Below are 16044 nucleotides of genomic sequence, written 5' to 3' on the forward strand. Positions count from 1 at the left end.
GAGGCAGCGAATCTTGAAGCGCTAGACTGAAGAGCATGACGCATTTCGAAACTCCACCCATTTTGATAACCGGCATGTCCGGCGGCGGGTTGAGTTCCGCTGCCAAAGTGTTTGAGGACAAGGGCTACTACGTGGCCCACAATATTCCGCCTCGCGCCATTGTTGACCTTCTCAAGCTGTGCAACCAAGAAGAAACTCCGGTGGGCAAGGTAGCAGCCGTCACGGATGTGCGCTCGCGCATGTTCCCAGGGTCTCTGTTGGAGATTATGGATGAGCTTACGGAACTTAATATGAAGCCCACCGTGCTCTTTTTGGATGCTCGCGATGATGTACTCATCCGCCGGTTCGATTCGGTGCGGCGCACCCACCCCTTGCAGGAGGGGGACACGCTCAAAGTAGGAATCCAACGCGAGCGCCAGGCAGTGGCAGAAGTGCGTTCCCATGCGGATATCATTATCGATACGACCAACCTATCCATTCATGATCTCCGCCGTGCCATTGAGGCCGCCTTTGGTGAGATGCAAAATGCAAAGCAGCATGTCACCGTGGAATCCTTTGGATTTAAGAATGGCTCGCCCCGCGATGCTGACTTAGTAGTAGACGTGCGGTTCCTGCCCAACCCCTATTGGGTTCCAGAACTGCGCGGATACCGCGGTACGGATGAACCAGTTGCCCACTATGTGCTCTCGCAGCCAGCGGCGCAGGAATTCGTAGACAATTTCTTGCAGATGTTTTCCACCATGCTGGATGGCTACCGCCATGAGGGTAAGAACTTCATCACGCTTGGCGTCGGTTGCACGGGCGGTCACCACCGGTCCGTTGCCGTCGCAGAGGCTATTGCGGCGCGCCTGCGGGACAATGACACCTTAGACGTCAGCACCTTACATAGGGATATCGCTCGAGGTTAGAGCACAGGAGTTTTAACGCTTTTATGACCAATCCTTCACACATGGTCTGCCTTGGCGGCGGCCATGGACTTTATCAAACCCTTCTGTCCGCACGCTTTAGCGAGGCGGCCGATATTTCTGCCATTGTTACGGTCGCGGATGATGGCGGCTCCTCTGGCCGTTTGCGCCGCGAGCTGGAAATCATCCCACCGGGTGACCTGCGCATGGCGCTGGCTGCCTTGGCTAATAGTGACCCAGTGGGGGACTTGTGGGCGCGAACTTTGCAACACCGTTTCGGTGGCAATGGCGCGATGGCAGGACATGCGGTGGGCAATCTGATGATTGCGGGATTGACGGATGTGCTCGGCGATTATCAAGCTGCCCTGGATACCATCGCAGAACTTACCAATTCCCAGGGGCGGGTATTCCCAGTAGTCAACCAGGCCCTAGAGATTGAAGCGGACGTAGCCGGGCTTGACGACGACCCCCGTGTCATGCGCCAAGTCCGCGGCCAGGTTGCCGTCGCTTCCACGCCGGGCCAGGTGCGGCGCGTGCGCATCGTGCCCGAACAGCCCAGCGCGAATCCGGATGCGCTCGATGCCATCCAGCGCGCGGATCTCATCACCATCGGTCCAGGCTCGTGGTTTAGTTCGGTATTGCCACATACTCTCGTGCCGGAGGTAGTGGATGCGATTTCTGCTTCCGATGCGCTGCGCGTTGTTGTTTTGAACCTTTCGGCCGAGCCCGGTGAGACTAATGGTTTCTCCGCGGAGCGCCACTTGCATGTGCTCGCTCAACACGCCCCCGATCTGCGGATTGACCGCATTTTGGTGGACGAGGCGGCTTTACCCACCGATAGTGAGCGCGTCTATATTCAGCGCGCCGCGCAGTCCCTAGGCGCTCGCGCTACCTTCGCGGATGTGAGCCAAGTTGATGCCAATGGTCGCAGCATCAATAAGCATGACCCTGAAAAGCTGTCTACAGCACTTCTGGACCTATATTCGGACTATCGCAGCGCTCGCGATTAGAACTGGCGCCTACTCTTCCGGCTAGCGTGCGGCCGATCGCGCTTGACCGACTGCGCGTCGACCGGGCGCGCGCGGTATGATGTCAGAAATCCTTTCACCGCACTGGGCTGGGAGCAATGGCTCTGGCCGGTATGCGTACTTTGTGACTGTGAGAAAAGAAATGGGGCGAACTAGGTGACCACACCATTGACCGACCAGGTCAAAGAAGAATTGACGGCTGTCGTTGTGCCACGCCAGTCCGCTCGCGCTGCCGAACTGGCGGCGATGTTGCGCTTCGCCGGCGAGCTAGATATTTCCGGCGACAGCATGTCCTATGAGCTAGAGCTAGAAAGCCACGCTATTGCACGGCGCTTCATCAACGCTCTTGATGACCTCTATGGCATCACTGCCGAAAGCCATGTCGCCGGCCCGGCAGGAACCACTAAGAAGACTCGCGTGACGGTTCGCATCTCCACCGGCGCGAAAGAGCTGACCCGTCGGCTGGGCCTTATCACCCGCTCCGGCCATGCAGTAGTGGGTCTGCCGCCGCAGGTCATCTCCGGCACCGTAGCCGATAGCGAAGCAGCATGGCGCGGAGCCTTCCTTGCCCATGGCAGCCTCACGGAGCCAGGCCGCTCTTCCGCGCTGGAAGTAACCTGCCCGTGCCAAGAGGCTGCGTTGGCACTGGTGGGCTGCGCCCGCCGCCTTGGTATCTCTGCGAAGACGAAGGAGACTCGTGGCGAAGATCGCGTCGTTGTACGCGATGGTGATGCTATCGGGGCGCTTCTTACGCGTATGGGTGCTCAGGAGACTCGATTGAGCTGGGAAAAGAAGCGCGTTAAGCGGGAGGCGCACGATACGTCGCGGCGCTTGGACAATTTTGATGACGCCAACCTTCGGCGCTCTGCTCGCGCTGCGGTTACCGCAGCAGCGCGCGTTGACCGCGCCATGGAGATTTTAGGCGATGATGTTCCTGAGCATTTGGCAGACGCGGGCCGCTTGCGAGTTCAGCACCGCGAGGCTTCGCTCGAAGAGCTAGGCCGCTTGGCCGAGCCTCCCATGACCAAGGACGCAGTAGCCGGGCGCATTCGCCGCTTGCTGTCGATGGCCGATAAACGAGCCGAAGAGCTTGATATTCCCGATACCAATCAAGCGATTACAGATGACCTCTTCAACGAATCCTGACCCTCGGAATCACCTACATTAAAAGAACTCCCCGCAGTGCGGCTACCAAAGCGGTAGGCGCAGCTGCGGGGAGATTTTTAGTGCCTTCCCGGCTAGCAGGTGCGCAACCGGCTAGCCAGAAGCGTTAAAGACTAGGGCACGAGGAATCCTAGGACGTTGGTCATCAAGAACACGATGACGCAGACAAAGGCCAGGAAGGCTACGGAGTAGCCCACTACGTTCTTCAGGATGACTGATTCCTTGCCCTCCATATTGACGGCGGTAGCCGCAATAGCAAGGGACTGCGGGGAGATCATCTTGCCCACAACGCCGCCTGCGGTATTGGCCGCGAGCATGAGGTCAGGATTCACGCTGATTCGCTCTGCCGCTGCAACCTGCAGGTTGGCAAAGAGGGCATTAGCAGACGTATCGGAGCCAGTAACCGCGGTACCAATCCAGCCCAGGACTGGGGCGAAGAGCGCAAAGATGCTGCCGGCAGAAGAGACGAACTCACCAATAGCAATGGTCTGGCCGGAGTAGTTCATCGTATAGGCCAAGGCCAGCACCAGGATGATGGTAAGAGCCGAGAACTTCATGCGGCTGACGACGTCCCCAAAGGCGCTTACCGGCTGTCCAAAGCTTAGGCTGTAGCGGCCATTTTCATTGAAGAAGTGGTAGACAACCGCAACGATAATGCCCGAGAGCAGCAGGAGCGTACCTGGGTTGCCAAAGACATTGAAGCTGAAGCTGGTATCCATGAGGTTGCCGTCGGCGTCGACAATCGCGTCATCAAGCAAAGGCCAGGCAAAGTGGAGCTTGAGGAATCCGAAGATAGCGGGGACGGCGGTTGCCACGGCAAAGACAACGGTCACTACGGCGTAAGGAAGCAGCGCCATCCAGATACGGCGTCCGTTGAGGTCAGTGGTGGACTCGGCGGCAGGCAGCTCGAGGCGCTCGCGCAGCTCCTTGACGCCCTTCGGCTTCCATACCCGGAGGAAGGCGAAAGCACAGCCCAAGGAGACGATGCAGGCGATGACGTTGGTGAGCTGGTACGCAAAGAAGGTCGCGGACAGCCACTGAGCCAACGCGAAGGAAACGCCAATCACGGCAGCGGCCGGGGCAGTTTCCTTGACACCGCGGATGCCGTCCAAGATAAAGGCGATGAGGAATGGCACGATAGCGGCGATGAGCAGCACCTGCAAGGAGATAAGTGCTGCAATGTCCTGGGTCTGCTCGGCGCTGCGACCGGCAACCTCGCCCGCAGTGGTTACCGGGATGCCAACCGCGCCAAAAGCAACCGGAGCGGTATTAGCAATCAGAACTACTGTTGCCGCGCGCAGTGGCTTCACACCAAGGGCCATGATCATGGTCGCGGTAATGGCCACGGGGGCGCCGAAGCCAGCGAGGGCCTCCAACAAACCGCCAAAACAGAAGGCGATGAGGATAGCCTGGATGCGAATATCACCATCACCCAAAAGGTCGAAGGTCTTGCGCAAATCCTCGAAGCGCCCGGAAGCTACGGTGATTTCATAGAACCAGATTGCGGTAATGATGACCCAGACAATGGGCAGGAGCCCGAAAAGCCCGCCGCGTACGGCGGAGGACAAAGCCATATCTACCGGCATGGAGAAGCCGGCGATGGCAATAATGAGGGATACTGCCAGGGCAACGGCGCCAGAAGTATGCGCGCGTGCCTTTACGCCTAGCAGCATGATAAAGAATGCAATGAGCGGGAGAATCGCCACCAGGGCGGTAAGCCCGAGGCTGTCACCCACAGCAGAGGTATTTATTTCGAACAAGAGAAGTCCTTGATTTCTACGGTGGTCTTGCCCGTAGGAGATTACGGGCACATGAAGCATTCTCACGGTGACCAACGGTGGCGCTAGAGCAGGCAGGGTTGCCTTAAACGCTTTGTGAGCCAGTGAGTAAGGAAAGCATATCGTGCGGTGGGTGTCACGGAAACAATACGGTCGTCTTGGTAGGTGTTAGCGGCAGCATTTCTCAATGTCCGATCGGGCAGAGGCGGGCGCAACTCCTGAAGTGTAGCAGTGATATATCTCACGTTTACGGGGTAAACACAACACAAACCCACGGGTTCGGGCCTATCCAGCGGGTTTATATGTGGGAAATAAAAAGGATCGGAAAGAGTGTACGCGCTTTTGGAAAGTCTGTCATCTACTAGTTCTTAAGGCTGCTGGGAGCCTGCGCTGACAAAAAACGCTCGGTAGTATCGGCACTGTAAGGGAAAACGCTCGGGCGCTTCTCAAACACAGACTTCATCGAAAGACCCGCGCACATACCCGTACACACAATTACTCGACTCTTTGAGGAGAAATACAGTGACTATCCGCGTAGGTATCAATGGCTTTGGCCGCATCGGCCGTAACTTTTTCCGTGCAGTCGCTCAGGGTGACAACGACCTCGAAGTTGTTGCAGTAAACGACCTGACCGACAACGGCACGCTGGCTAACCTGCTGAAGTACGACTCCGTACTGGGCCGCTTCGATGGCGAAATTACCCACGACGATGAGTCCATCACCGTTAACGGTCACCGCATCGTGGTAACCGCAGAAAAGGACCCGAAGCAGCTCAAGTGGGGCGAGTACAACGTAGACCTCGTCATCGAGTCCACCGGCCGCTTCACCAACGGCAACGACGCCAAGGCTCACCTCGAAGCTGGCGCCAAGAAGGTCATTATCTCCGCTCCGGGTAAGGAAGTAGACGCAACCTTCGTCTACGGCGTCAACTCTGACACCTATGATCCGGCAAACCACAACGTCATCTCCGCAGCATCCTGCACCACTAACTGCCTGGCACCGATGGCAAAGGTTCTCAATGACGAGTTCGGCATCGAAAAGGGCCTGATGACCACCGTTCACGCTTACACCGGCGACCAGCGCATCCAGGACGCTCCACACAAGGATCCGCGCCGCGCCCGTGCCGCTGCAGTAAACATGGTGCCTACCTCCACTGGTGCTGCTAAGGCCGTTTCCCTGGTTCTGCCTGAGCTGGACGGCAAGCTGGATGGCTACGCAATGCGCGTCCCGGTTATCACCGGCTCCGCTACCGACCTCACCTTCACCGCTTCCCGCGACGTCACTGCTGAGGAAATCAACGCTGCCCTGAAGGAAGCTGCTGAGGGCGAGCTCAAGGACACCCTCGCATACACCGAGGATCCGCTGGTTTCCACCGACATTGTTACCTCCCCGCACGGCTGCATCTTCGACTCCGGCATGACCAAGGTTTCCAACGGCAACTTGGTCAAGGTTCTGGGCTGGTACGACAACGAGTGGGGCTACACTTCCCAGCTCGTTCGCCTGACCAACCTGGTGGCAGACAAGCTCTAAACTAGAGCTCTAGCAATGAGGATCCGGCCTCGATGCAAGTCTCAACGGCACTGCGTCGCGGCCGGTATTCTTATATCTATAGCCTTTTAACCCGTCCGAATTAATTAAGGAGTAAATAATGGCTTTCCAGACTCTTGACGATCTCCTCAAGGAGGGCGTCGAATCCCGCCACGTCCTCGTCCGCTCTGACTTCAATGTTCCACTCGATGAAGAAGGAAACATTACCGATCCCGGACGCATCAACGCTTCTCTTCCGACCATCAAGGCACTGGTAGAGGGCGGCGCAAAGGTCATTCTTTCCGCACACCTGGGTCGTCCAAAGGGTGAGGTAAACGCTAAATTCTCTTTGTCGCCAGTAGCTGAAGCGCTGTCTGAGGCACTTGGCCAGTACGTTGCCCTAGCCGGCGATGTCACCGGAGAAGACGCGCATGAGCGTGCCAACGGCCTCAACGATGGCGACGTGATGTTGGTAGAAAACGTCCGCTTCGACCCCCGTGAGACCTCCAAGGACGAGGCTGAGCGCGGCCAGTTCGCTGACGAGCTCGTTGCTCTGGCAGCCGATAACGGCGCTTTTGTTTCCGATGGCTTTGGCGTTGTCCACCGTGCGCAGGCATCTGTGTATGACGTCGCTAAGCGCCTGCCGGCTTACGCAGGCAAGCTCGTAGAAAAGGAACTGTCGGTTTTGTCCACCGTAGCTAAGGAGCCGGAGCACCCGTACGTGGTTGTGCTCGGCGGCGCTAAGGTTTCGGATAAGCTCGGCGTGATTGAAGCACTGGCCGGCAAGGCAGACAAGGTCATCATTGGTGGCGGCATGTGCTACACCCTGCTGGCTGCCAAGGGCTACAACGTGCAAGAGTCCCTGCTGCAAGAAGATCAGATCGAAAACTGCAAGGACCTGCTCGAGCGCTTTGGTGACAAGCTGGTGCTTCCGGTTGATCTGATTGCTGCAAGCAAGTTCGCGGCGGATGCAGAGACCCAGGTGGTCGAGCTCGATAGCATCCCAGAGGGCTGGATGTCCCTGGATATTGGGCCAAAGTCCGTGGAAAAATTTGCAGAAGTTCTTGCTTCTTCCAAGACCGTCTTCTGGAACGGCCCAATGGGCGTATTCGAAATGGAAGCTTTCTCCAAGGGCACTGCTGGGGTAGCGCAGGCTATTATCGACGCCACCGCAAACAACGGTTCCTTCTCCGTCGTCGGTGGCGGCGACTCCGCTGCCTCCGTGCGCATGCTTGGCTTGGACGAGGACGGCTTCAGCCACATCTCCACCGGTGGCGGCGCCTCCCTCGAGTACCTCGAGGGCAAGGAGCTTCCGGGCGTATCTGTCCTGGAAGCCTAAAACTGCCTGATCAACTTGCCAAAAGAGAGGAAAAATTCATGGCACGCACCCCACTTATTGCAGGTAACTGGAAGATGAACCTTGACCACGTCGAGGCCATCGGCTCCGTTCAAAAGTTCGCCTTCTCCCTGCCAAAGGACTACTACGAGAAGGTCGATGTGGCCTACATGGTCCCGTTTACTGATATTCGCACGATCCAAACGTTGGTAGAGGGCGACAAGCTGCAGGTCACCTACGGTGCGCAGGACATCTCTAAGCACGAGTCCGGCGCATTCACTGGTGAAGTGTCTGGCAAGATGCTGAGCAAGCTCGGCTGCAGCTGGGTGGTCGTGGGACACTCGGAGCGCCGTCAGTACCACGGCGAGACCGATAAGCTCGTTGCAGAGAAGGCAGCCGCAGCATTGGACAATGGCATCAGCCCCATCGTGTGTGTAGGCGAGCCGTTGGCTGTACGCGAGGCCGGTACCCACGTGGACTACGTGGTTAACCAGACCCGCAATTCTTTGGCTGGCCTGAGCGCAGACCAGCTTGCCAAGACTGTTATCGCCTACGAGCCAGTGTGGGCTATTGGCACCGGCAAGGTTGCCTCCGCAGACGATGCCCAGGAAGTCTGCGCCGCCATCCGTGAGCTCGTAAAGGAGCTCGCAGGTGAGGAGGTTGCTGCAGGTATCCGCATTCTCTACGGTGGTTCCGTCAAGGTTGATTCCGTTGCAGAGATCGTCAGCAAGCCTGACGTCGACGGCGGCCTCATCGGTGGCGCCTCCTTGGTTGGCGAGGAGTTTGCCAAGTTGGCTGCCAACGCAGCTAATGCCCTGAGCTAACAGGAGTTATCACCTGTCACAGGTTCGCGCTAAGGTGCGGGTTGGAATGGTTCCAGCCCGCGCCATCGTGTAGAGTGGGCCGATGTGATTGCTTTGCTGTACGCGAAGTCTAAAAGTACGATTCCGCGCTAGCGGGTGGCGAGAGTTACCCACAGGGCGCACGTTAGAAATAAGGATTATCCTCATGGTCTTGGCACTGGAAATCATCTTGGTCATCGCAGCTATTTTGATGTCCATCTTCGTGCTGCTGCACAAGGGCAAAGGTGGCGGCCTGTCCAGCCTCTTCGGCGGCGGCGTGCAGTCTAACCTTTCCGGCTCGACCGTCGTGGAAAAGAACCTGGACCGTTACACCGTGGTCATGGTAATTATCTGGCTTGCGTGCATCGTAGGCCTCAACCTCATCCAGGCATTCGCTTAAGCTACCAGCTGGAATAGCGAAAGCGCCGGTATCGGCTTCCAACTTCCTGGTTCCCTGTGGGAACTGGGGTGGGGAAGCGGTACCGGCGCTTTTTGCGTGGCGCCGAGCCACAAGTTCAGCTCGGCTGCGCACTAGGCTGACGTGACTACAGCTCGGAGGCAGCGTCATCGGCAAGGAAGAGGATGGTCTCTTCCTTCCCGTGCACGCCTGCAGCCGGCCATTCTTCGGGCTCAGCGCCTTCAACGACATGCTTGGCAGCTTCCGCCTTGGCCTCGCCTGCAACAAGAAGCCAAATACGAGCAGACTTGTTTACCGCGGGAAGAGTAAGGGTAATGCGCTCGCTCGGCGGCTTGGGAGAGTCATGGACGGGAACAGCTAGCTCTTCTTGTTCCCGAACCGCCTCAGAATGGGGGAACAAGGAATTGATATGGCCCTCTTCGCCCATGCCCAGCAGATGCAGGTCGAATCCGTTCGGGGCGAATTCCTTTAGCTCTGGCTCATACGCACTCGCTGCGGCTTCCATGGACACCGCGCCCAGATCAAAGCCGTGAATATTCTGGTCCGGAATATCTACGTGATTGAGCAGGGCACTGCGTGCTTGACCTTCATTAGAATCTGCGTCAGAGACGGGCACATTACGCTCGTCGCCGAAAAAGACGTGAACGCGCGACCAATCGATGCGCTGGGCTGGAAAATTCTCGCCTTGCTGCTGTGCCGCGAACTCCAAACGAGCTAGCTCGTGAAGAACGCCAATTCCAGCGCCACCGCCGGTTAGGACAACTCGCGCGACCCCATCGTGGTGGAGCCCGCCACCGGCGGCCTGGATACGCGCTACGGTATCCACGAATTTCAGCGCGGCCTGGGAGATAAGGTCATCCACATCGCTTACGCGGTGAAGAGTTACCATGAGGTATCGCTATCCTTTGCAAAGAATCAGAGTTAAGCCGTTTTACTGCTTACTGTAGTCTACTTGCGCGAGCGCACGGAGTGCTTGCGCATAAGTCTTATCGGCATCTAGATGGCGCAATTCTTCAGAGAGAACCTCAGCTTGGGAGCGCTTGCTAAGGCTCACCAGGGAATCCGGGGAACCTGGAACGCACACACGCACCGTGCGCTCGTCGACGACATCTACGTCGACGTGGCTCGTTTCCCGATTAAACCGCAAGTGGGTCACCGGGAAGTGCGGCTCCTGAGAGTCGGTCACGGTGCGGTGGACGGGGACTGCAAGGCGATCGAGGAGCCATCCGGCCGCGAAGTCTGGGGCTGGGTGGCCCGCAGGTCCCGCCACTTCGACGGACTGCACGGGCTCGTGAGGATGGCGGTCCAATGCGGAGGCCACGACGCCGCGCCACAAAGTGATGGCGGCCCAGGACATATCGGAATCGCCCGGCGTGTAGCCGGCGGATAATGTGCGTAGATCTTCGCCAGTGACGCGTCCGTCATGGGCAACGTTGGTGATGCGGCGTTGAGCCAGCTTGCCCACCGAGCTGGAAGCTGGGTCGGGCGGGCACAAGGTAGGCCACCAGGCGACCAAGGGGGTATCGGGAAGCAGCAGTGGAGTAACGACTGCCTCGTCCTGGTTCGCCAAAGCGCCGTGCAACTTCATGATGACCATCTCAGAGGCACCTGCCTCACCACCCACGCGCAGCTGCGCATCTAGGTGGGTATCTGCCTGCGGGTCGCCCGTCACGACGACCAAAACGCGCGACGGGTGCTCGTGGGAGGCATCGCGCACGGAGGACAGGATGTTTTCCAGATCATCGTCCTCGCGGGCCGCCACGATTAGGGTAAGTACTCGGCCGGTAGTAAGGGTGTAATGCTCTTGGGCCTCTACTAGCTTCTTGGAGATTTCACGCGTAGTGGTGTTGGGCAATGGAATAATCATTGTCTGCGTCCCTCCTATGGGCGGCGCCAGGAGTGGCCCCAGCGGCGCAACATTCTATCGGCGGATTCCGGGCCCCACGTGCCAGCGCGGTATTCCTCCGGCTGGCCTGCTTCGGCCCAGTAATCGATGATGGGATCCAAAATCGACCAGGAAAGCTCTACCTCTTCGTTGGTGGGGAAGAGCGAGGACTCATCGAGGAGGGCATCCAAAATCAATCGCTCGTATGCTTCCGGAGATTCCTCGGTAAAGGCCTCAGCATAAGCAAAGTCCATATTGACGTCGCGGACCTCCATGGTGGAGCCGGGCACCTTGGAACCAAAGCGCATGGTGACACCTTCATCCGGCTGTACGCGGATGACCACGGCGTTTCGGCCCAGCGCATCGGTCTGGCCGTCAACGAATGGTTGATTTGGCGCTGCCTTGAATACCAACGCAATCTCGGTCACGCGGCGGCCCAAGCGCTTGCCCGTGCGCAGGTAGAAGGGCACTCCTCCCCAGCGGCGGGAGTTTACTTCCAAGGTGCAGGCTGCATAGGTCTCCGTCGTGGACTCCGGATCGAAGCCTTCTTCTTCGCGCAGGCCCTTGACAAATTCGGAGCCTTGCCAGCCGGCGGAGTACTGGCCGCGAGCGGTGGTCTTATTTAGCGGGTGCACGGCGTGGGTAGCGCGCAGCACCTTGACCTTTTCTGCCTGCAGGGCCTCAGGCTCGAACGAGGAGGGTTCTTCCATCGCAACCAGAGCCAAAAGCTGCAGCAGGTGGTTCTGGATGACGTCGCGAGCCGCACCGATGCCGTCATAGTAGCCAGCGCGTCCGCCCAAGCCAATATCTTCGGCCATGGTGATTTGGACGTGATCGATGTAGTGGGCGTTCCACATGGGCTCAAAAATTTGATTGGCAAAGCGCAAAGCCATGATGTTTTGCACCGTTTCCTTGCCCAGATAATGGTCAATGCGGAAGACCGCGGACTCAGGGAAGACGGCGTTGACAATCTCATTGAGCTTGCGGGCAGACTCTTGATCGTGGCCGAAAGGCTTCTCAATGATTACTCGGCGCCACGAGTCCTCGACGGAGTTGGCCATGCCCACCCGCTCCAGCTGGTGGCAGATATTAGAGAAGAATTCCGGTGGAACCGAAAGGTAGTATGCCCAGTTGCTGCCGGTGCCGCGCTCGCGATCTAGCTCGCCCAAACGCGCCGAGAGGCGATCGAATCCAGCATCGTCGAAAGAGCCTTGCACAAATTCGATTCCCTGGGATAGATGCTGCCAGACATCTTCATTGAACTCGGTACGTGAGCCAGCGATGACGGCTGAGCGAACGTAGTCACAGAATGCGACCTTGTCCCAGTCACGGCGACCATAACCCACAAGGGTAAAGCCAGCGGGGAGGAGACCACGGCTCGCTAGGTCGTAGATTGCGGGCAGTAGCTTTTTATATGCTAGGTCACCGGTAACGCCGAAGATGACCATGCCCGCGGGTCCTGCGATTCGCGGCAATCGCTTGTCGCTGGCATTGCGCAAGGGGTTGACCCAAGCGGCTGAGTCGGTCACGAAGAATCCTTCCTGAGTTTATGGGCTTTAAGCTCGCTAATATTCTAGCGGCAGAATGCCCCGCCGAATTCTCGGCGGGGCACAAGTCACACGGCTAGTTTACGCGAGTCGCTCCTCAATGGAAGCAAGCAGTTCCTCCCACGCAGCGACAAACTTATCAACGCCCTCGCGCTCCAGCACTGCAAAGACATCATCGAAATCAATGCCAACCTCTTCTAGCTGGGCAAAGACACCTTCTGCAGCCTCGCGGCTATCAGACAGGGCGTCGCCGTGGAGGTTGCCCTCGGAGAGAACCGCATCGATGGTCTTTTCCGGCATGGTGTTGACCGTGTGCGGGCCAGCCAGCTCCGATACGTACAAGGTGGCCGGGTACTCCGGATTCTTTACGCCGGTAGAAGCCCACAGTGGACGCTGGAGGTGGGCGCCTTCGGGCAAGTCGGCGTCGTTAAGCAAGGCGTCCTGGAAAAGAGCATAGGCGCGCTGCGCATTGGCGATGCCCGCCTTGCCCCGCAGTGCCAGAGCAATCTCGCTGCCAATAGCTTCCAAGCGCTTATCCACTTCGGTATCCAAACGGGAAACAAAGAAGGAAGCCACGGAGTGAATGGTAGAGACGTCCTTGCCTGCTTCGGCGGCACGCTTGAGGCCAGTACGGAAAGCCTCAATGACATCGCGGTAGCGATCTACGGAGAAAATAAGGGTGACGTTGACGCTGATTCCCTCTGCCAGGGCATCTTCGATGGCCGGGAGGGAGCCGGTCGTGGCCGGAATCTTAATCATCACGTTGGGACGATCAACCTTGGACCACAGCTCACGCGCCTGTTCAAGGGTGGCAGTAGCGTCATCAGAAATGCGCGGGTCGACCTCTATGGACACACGGCCATCTGCGCCGTTAGTAGAGGAGTAGATATCCGCAAAGAGGTCGCAGGCATTCTTGACGTCCTCGATGGCCAATGCGTACACCGCTTCCTCGGCGGTGGCCTTGGTCTCCTTCAACGTGGAAAGCTCGGCGTCGTAGGCGGTGCCGTTGGTCATCGCCGCGGCGAAGATCGCCGGGTTGGTGGTAACTCCCACGATGGACTTAGCGGAAATTATCTCCTTGAGATTGCCCGAGACTAGGCGCTCGCGAGAAAGGTCATCGAGCCAGGTTGAGGTTCCCAGCTGGGCAAGTTCGGAAATGTGGTTCATGATTACTCCTTATCCAGTCCTGGAGGTTTACTTCTGCGCGGCAGCGAGCGATTCCTGCGCCGCTTCAACAATCGCTGCAGTGGTGAAGCCAAATTTCTCAAAGAGTTCGCCCGCAGGAGCAGAGGCGCCGTAGTGCTCGATGGAAATGGTCCGGCCGAAAGAACCGGTGTACTTGTGCCACGGCATAGCGATGCCGGCTTCGATGGACACGCGGGCCTGTACTTCGCTAGGCAGCACGGATTCGCGGTATGCGTCATCTTGCTCATCAAACCACTCAAGGCACGGTGCGGAGACAACGCGGGTGGCAGTTCCGGCGGCCTCCAGTTCCTTAGCGGCGGCGACGGCAAGCTGCACCTCAGAGCCGGTAGCGATGAGGATCACGTCTGGCGTTTCCTTGGACTCTTCCACCAGAACATAAGCGCCGCGGCGCACGCCCTCATGTGCCTTTTCCTTGGTGCCTTCCAGTACCGGCAGTCCCTGGCGGCTCAGTGCCAGGCCCTTTGGTGCGGCCTTGTACTCGAGCGCTGCGGCCCAAGCCTGAGCGGTTTCGTTGGCATCGGCCGGGCGAATAACGGACAGGTTCGGGATAGCGCGAAGGGCAGAAAGGGTCTCTACCGGCTGGTGGGTCGGGCCATCCTCGCCCAAGCCGATGGAGTCGTGGGTCCAGACATAGTAGGTATCGGTAGACATCAACGAGCCCAGGCGGACAGCGGGGTACTGGTACTCGGAGAAAATAAGGAAGGTGCCGCCGTAAACGCGGGTATTGCCGTGCAGAGCAATACCGTTCATGATCGCAGACATCGCGTGCTCGCGAATGCCGAAGTGGAGGTTGCGGCCATACGGCTGAGCCGACCACATATCGGTGGTAATGGCTGCGGGGCCGAAGGAGTCCGCGCCCTTAATCACGGTGTTATTGGAGCCGGCAAGGTCAGCAGAGCCACCCCACATCTCAGGAAGGGAAGCGGCCAAGGCTTGGATGGTGGCCTCAGAAGCCTTGCGGGTGGCCAAGGATTCACCCGGTTCCCACACCGGCAATTCAGCGTCGAAATCTTGCGGCAATTCGTGCGCCTGCATGCGGTCAAAGAGTGCCTTATTCTCCGGATTAGCCGCAGCCCACTCGTCGAACTTCTTCTGCCATGCGGAGTGCTTCTCTGCGCCGCGCTCGCGCAGCTTGCGGGTATGTGCAATGACCTCGTCGTCGATGTGGAAGCTGCGCTCCGGATCGAAGCCCAAGACCTCCTTGGTGGCAGCCACCTCGTCATCGCCCAGCGCAGCGCCATGCACGCCGCCGGTATTCATCCTATTCGGGGCCGGGTAGCCGATGACGGTCTTCACACGGATGAAGGAAGGGCGCTCGGTCTCTGCCTGTGCGGCCTTGACGGCCTCCTCAATGGCTACGACATCTTCGCCGGATTCGACCGTTTGGACGTGCCAGCCGTAGGCCTCGTAGCGCGCTACCACGTCTTCGTTGAAGGCAATATTCGTATCGTCCTCAATAGAGATGCGGTTATCGTCCCAGAAGACAATCAGGTTGCCCAGCTTTTGCGTACCCGCCAGGGAAGAGGCCTCAGCGGTAACGCCCTCCTGCAGGTCACCATCGGAAGCGATGGTGTAGACGTAGTGGTCGAATGGGGATTCACCGGCCGGTGCCTCTGGATCGAAAAGCCCGCGCTCCTTACGTGCGGCCATGGCCATGCCCACGGAGGAAGCAAGGCCTTGGCCAAGGGGTCCGGTGGTGATTTCCACGCCATCGGTGTGGTGCACCTCAGGGTGGCCGGGCGTGCGCGATCCCCATGTGCGCAGCTGCTTGAGATCGTCCATCTCCAAACCAAAGCCGCCCAGGTAGAGCTGGATGTACTGGGTGAGGGAGGAGTGACCAACCGAAAGAACAAAGCGGTCGCGGCCGGCCCAGTGCACATCGGCGGGATCATGGTTAATGACGCGCTGATACAAGGTGTAGGCGAGGGGAGCGAGGGACATTGCCGTGCCTGGGTGGCCGGAACCGCATTTTTGTACAGCATCTGCGGCTAGTACTCGCACGGTGTCGACGGCGCGGGTGTCAAACTCCGACCAATCCTCCGGGTAACGGCGCTCGACCATAGTTTGGAGTTCTGGGGACAACTTATCTTTCGACACTGGAAAGCCTCGCTTACGTCTAGGCAAAAAGTACTTAACTTTATTCAGTCTAGTAATTTTTTAACCGGCGGTGCGCAATTATAGAAAGCTAGGCATAAACGGTATGCTGGCATGGCTAAGTGGAGTGCGCGTAGGCGCTAGAGCGCGCACTGAATCTAGCGGCCATAGGTCTGTAGTCTTTCGCCCCGGCGCCGAAAACTGTGAGTGAGAGAACTGGAACTTTTTCACGGGCATGTGCGACCGCTAGGGGTGACCGCGCGCAGTAAGTGCGCGGGGCACAGTTCACCAACGTTCAGATAGTGGAGGAATCC

At 58.3% G+C, this 16044-nt stretch carries 13 protein-coding genes; 7 read left to right on the top strand and 6 right to left on the bottom strand.

Annotated elements, in window-relative coordinates; translation table 11 throughout:
* Positions 1 to 26: 26 nt before the first annotated feature.
* The 3 genes from rapZ (at position 27) to whiA (ending at position 3079) form a co-directional block, all read left to right on the top strand.
* The gene (rapZ, locus tag ACKFRY_RS08060; protein ID WP_200435698.1) at positions 27 to 908 is read left to right on the top strand and encodes an RNase adapter RapZ; all 882 of its coding nucleotides are present in this window, start codon (positions 27 to 29) and stop codon (positions 906 to 908) included.
* A gap of 23 nt (positions 909 to 931) precedes the next feature.
* Positions 932 to 1915 carry a uridine diphosphate-N-acetylglucosamine-binding protein YvcK gene (gene yvcK / locus ACKFRY_RS08065; protein ID WP_005324869.1) on the top strand — a complete coding sequence of 328 codons (984 nt, stop codon included), beginning with the start codon at positions 932 to 934 and terminating at the stop codon, positions 1913 to 1915.
* Between the two features lie 174 nt (positions 1916 to 2089).
* Positions 2090 to 3079: a DNA-binding protein WhiA gene (whiA, locus tag ACKFRY_RS08070; protein WP_408922633.1), complete on the top strand. Its 990-nt coding sequence runs from the start codon at positions 2090 to 2092 to the stop codon at positions 3077 to 3079.
* A 131-nt stretch (positions 3080 to 3210) separates the two neighbouring features.
* On the opposite strand, the gene ACKFRY_RS08075 is transcribed toward whiA, so the two are convergent.
* Positions 3211 to 4857, bottom strand: coding sequence for an L-lactate permease (locus ACKFRY_RS08075; protein ID WP_408922634.1), 1647 nt, complete (start codon positions 4855 to 4857; stop codon positions 3211 to 3213).
* A 540-nt stretch (positions 4858 to 5397) separates the two neighbouring features.
* Between ACKFRY_RS08075 and gap the strand changes: the two genes are divergently transcribed.
* The 4 genes from gap (at position 5398) to secG (ending at position 8980) form a co-directional block, all read left to right on the top strand.
* Entirely contained in the window at positions 5398 to 6405 is a 1008-nt protein-coding gene (gene gap, locus ACKFRY_RS08080; protein WP_005324862.1) for a type I glyceraldehyde-3-phosphate dehydrogenase, read from the top strand.
* Between the two features lie 118 nt (positions 6406 to 6523).
* The gene (locus ACKFRY_RS08085; protein ID WP_005324861.1) at positions 6524 to 7741 is read left to right on the top strand and encodes a phosphoglycerate kinase; all 1218 of its coding nucleotides are present in this window, start codon (positions 6524 to 6526) and stop codon (positions 7739 to 7741) included.
* A 38-nt stretch (positions 7742 to 7779) separates the two neighbouring features.
* Complete coding sequence (gene tpiA, locus ACKFRY_RS08090) at positions 7780 to 8562, top strand: triose-phosphate isomerase (RefSeq protein WP_005324858.1); 783 nt, start codon at positions 7780 to 7782, stop codon at positions 8560 to 8562.
* Positions 8563 to 8746: 184 nt separating this feature from the next.
* A complete protein-coding gene (secG, locus tag ACKFRY_RS08095) occupies positions 8747 to 8980 on the top strand; it encodes a preprotein translocase subunit SecG (protein WP_005324856.1) in 234 nt (77 codons plus the stop codon).
* Positions 8981 to 9125: 145 nt separating this feature from the next.
* On the opposite strand, the gene pgl is transcribed toward secG, so the two are convergent.
* From pgl to tkt, 5 genes are all read right to left on the bottom strand, one after another.
* Positions 9126 to 9887 (bottom strand): 6-phosphogluconolactonase, encoded by a 762-nt coding sequence (gene pgl, locus ACKFRY_RS08100; protein WP_005324854.1) that lies wholly within the window; start codon positions 9885 to 9887, stop codon positions 9126 to 9128.
* Between the two features lie 42 nt (positions 9888 to 9929).
* A complete protein-coding gene (locus tag ACKFRY_RS08105) occupies positions 9930 to 10865 on the bottom strand; it encodes a glucose-6-phosphate dehydrogenase assembly protein OpcA (protein WP_005324852.1) in 936 nt (311 codons plus the stop codon).
* Between the two features lie 14 nt (positions 10866 to 10879).
* Positions 10880 to 12412 carry a glucose-6-phosphate dehydrogenase gene (gene zwf / locus ACKFRY_RS08110; protein WP_005324850.1) on the bottom strand — a complete coding sequence of 511 codons (1533 nt, stop codon included), beginning with the start codon at positions 12410 to 12412 and terminating at the stop codon, positions 10880 to 10882.
* A gap of 99 nt (positions 12413 to 12511) precedes the next feature.
* Positions 12512 to 13597, bottom strand: coding sequence for a transaldolase (gene tal, locus ACKFRY_RS08115; RefSeq protein ID WP_408922635.1), 1086 nt, complete (start codon positions 13595 to 13597; stop codon positions 12512 to 12514).
* Positions 13598 to 13624: 27 nt separating this feature from the next.
* On the bottom strand, positions 13625 to 15697 hold the full coding sequence (tkt, locus tag ACKFRY_RS08120; protein ID WP_408923421.1) for a transketolase: 2073 nt from the start codon (positions 15695 to 15697) through the stop codon (positions 13625 to 13627).
* Between the last annotated feature and the right edge of the window lie 347 nt (positions 15698 to 16044).

Origin of the sequence: Corynebacterium tuberculostearicum, from assembly GCF_046097255.1 — a bacterium.
Classification (GTDB): domain Bacteria; phylum Actinomycetota; class Actinomycetes; order Mycobacteriales; family Mycobacteriaceae; genus Corynebacterium; species Corynebacterium tuberculostearicum_J.

What these genes read in the sequence shown, in the direction of transcription:
- yvcK (WP_005324869.1), top strand. Translation starts at nt 932, where the DNA reads ATGACCAATCCTTCACACATGGTCTGCCTTGGCGGCGGCCATGGACTT.
- ACKFRY_RS08085 (WP_005324861.1), top strand. Translation starts at nt 6,524, where the DNA reads ATGGCTTTCCAGACTCTTGACGATCTCCTCAAGGAGGGCGTCGAATCC.
- tpiA (WP_005324858.1), top strand. Translation starts at nt 7,780, where the DNA reads ATGGCACGCACCCCACTTATTGCAGGTAACTGGAAGATGAACCTTGAC.
- secG (WP_005324856.1), top strand. Translation starts at nt 8,747, where the DNA reads ATGGTCTTGGCACTGGAAATCATCTTGGTCATCGCAGCTATTTTGATG.
- pgl (WP_005324854.1), bottom strand. Translation starts at nt 9,887, where the DNA reads ATGGTAACTCTTCACCGCGTAAGCGATGTGGATGACCTTATCTCCCAG.
- ACKFRY_RS08105 (WP_005324852.1), bottom strand. Translation starts at nt 10,865, where the DNA reads ATGATTATTCCATTGCCCAACACCACTACGCGTGAAATCTCCAAGAAG.
- tal (WP_408922635.1), bottom strand. Translation starts at nt 13,597, where the DNA reads ATGAACCACATTTCCGAACTTGCCCAGCTGGGAACCTCAACCTGGCTC.
- tkt (WP_408923421.1), bottom strand. Translation starts at nt 15,697, where the DNA reads ATGGTCGAGCGCCGTTACCCGGAGGATTGGTCGGAGTTTGACACCCGC.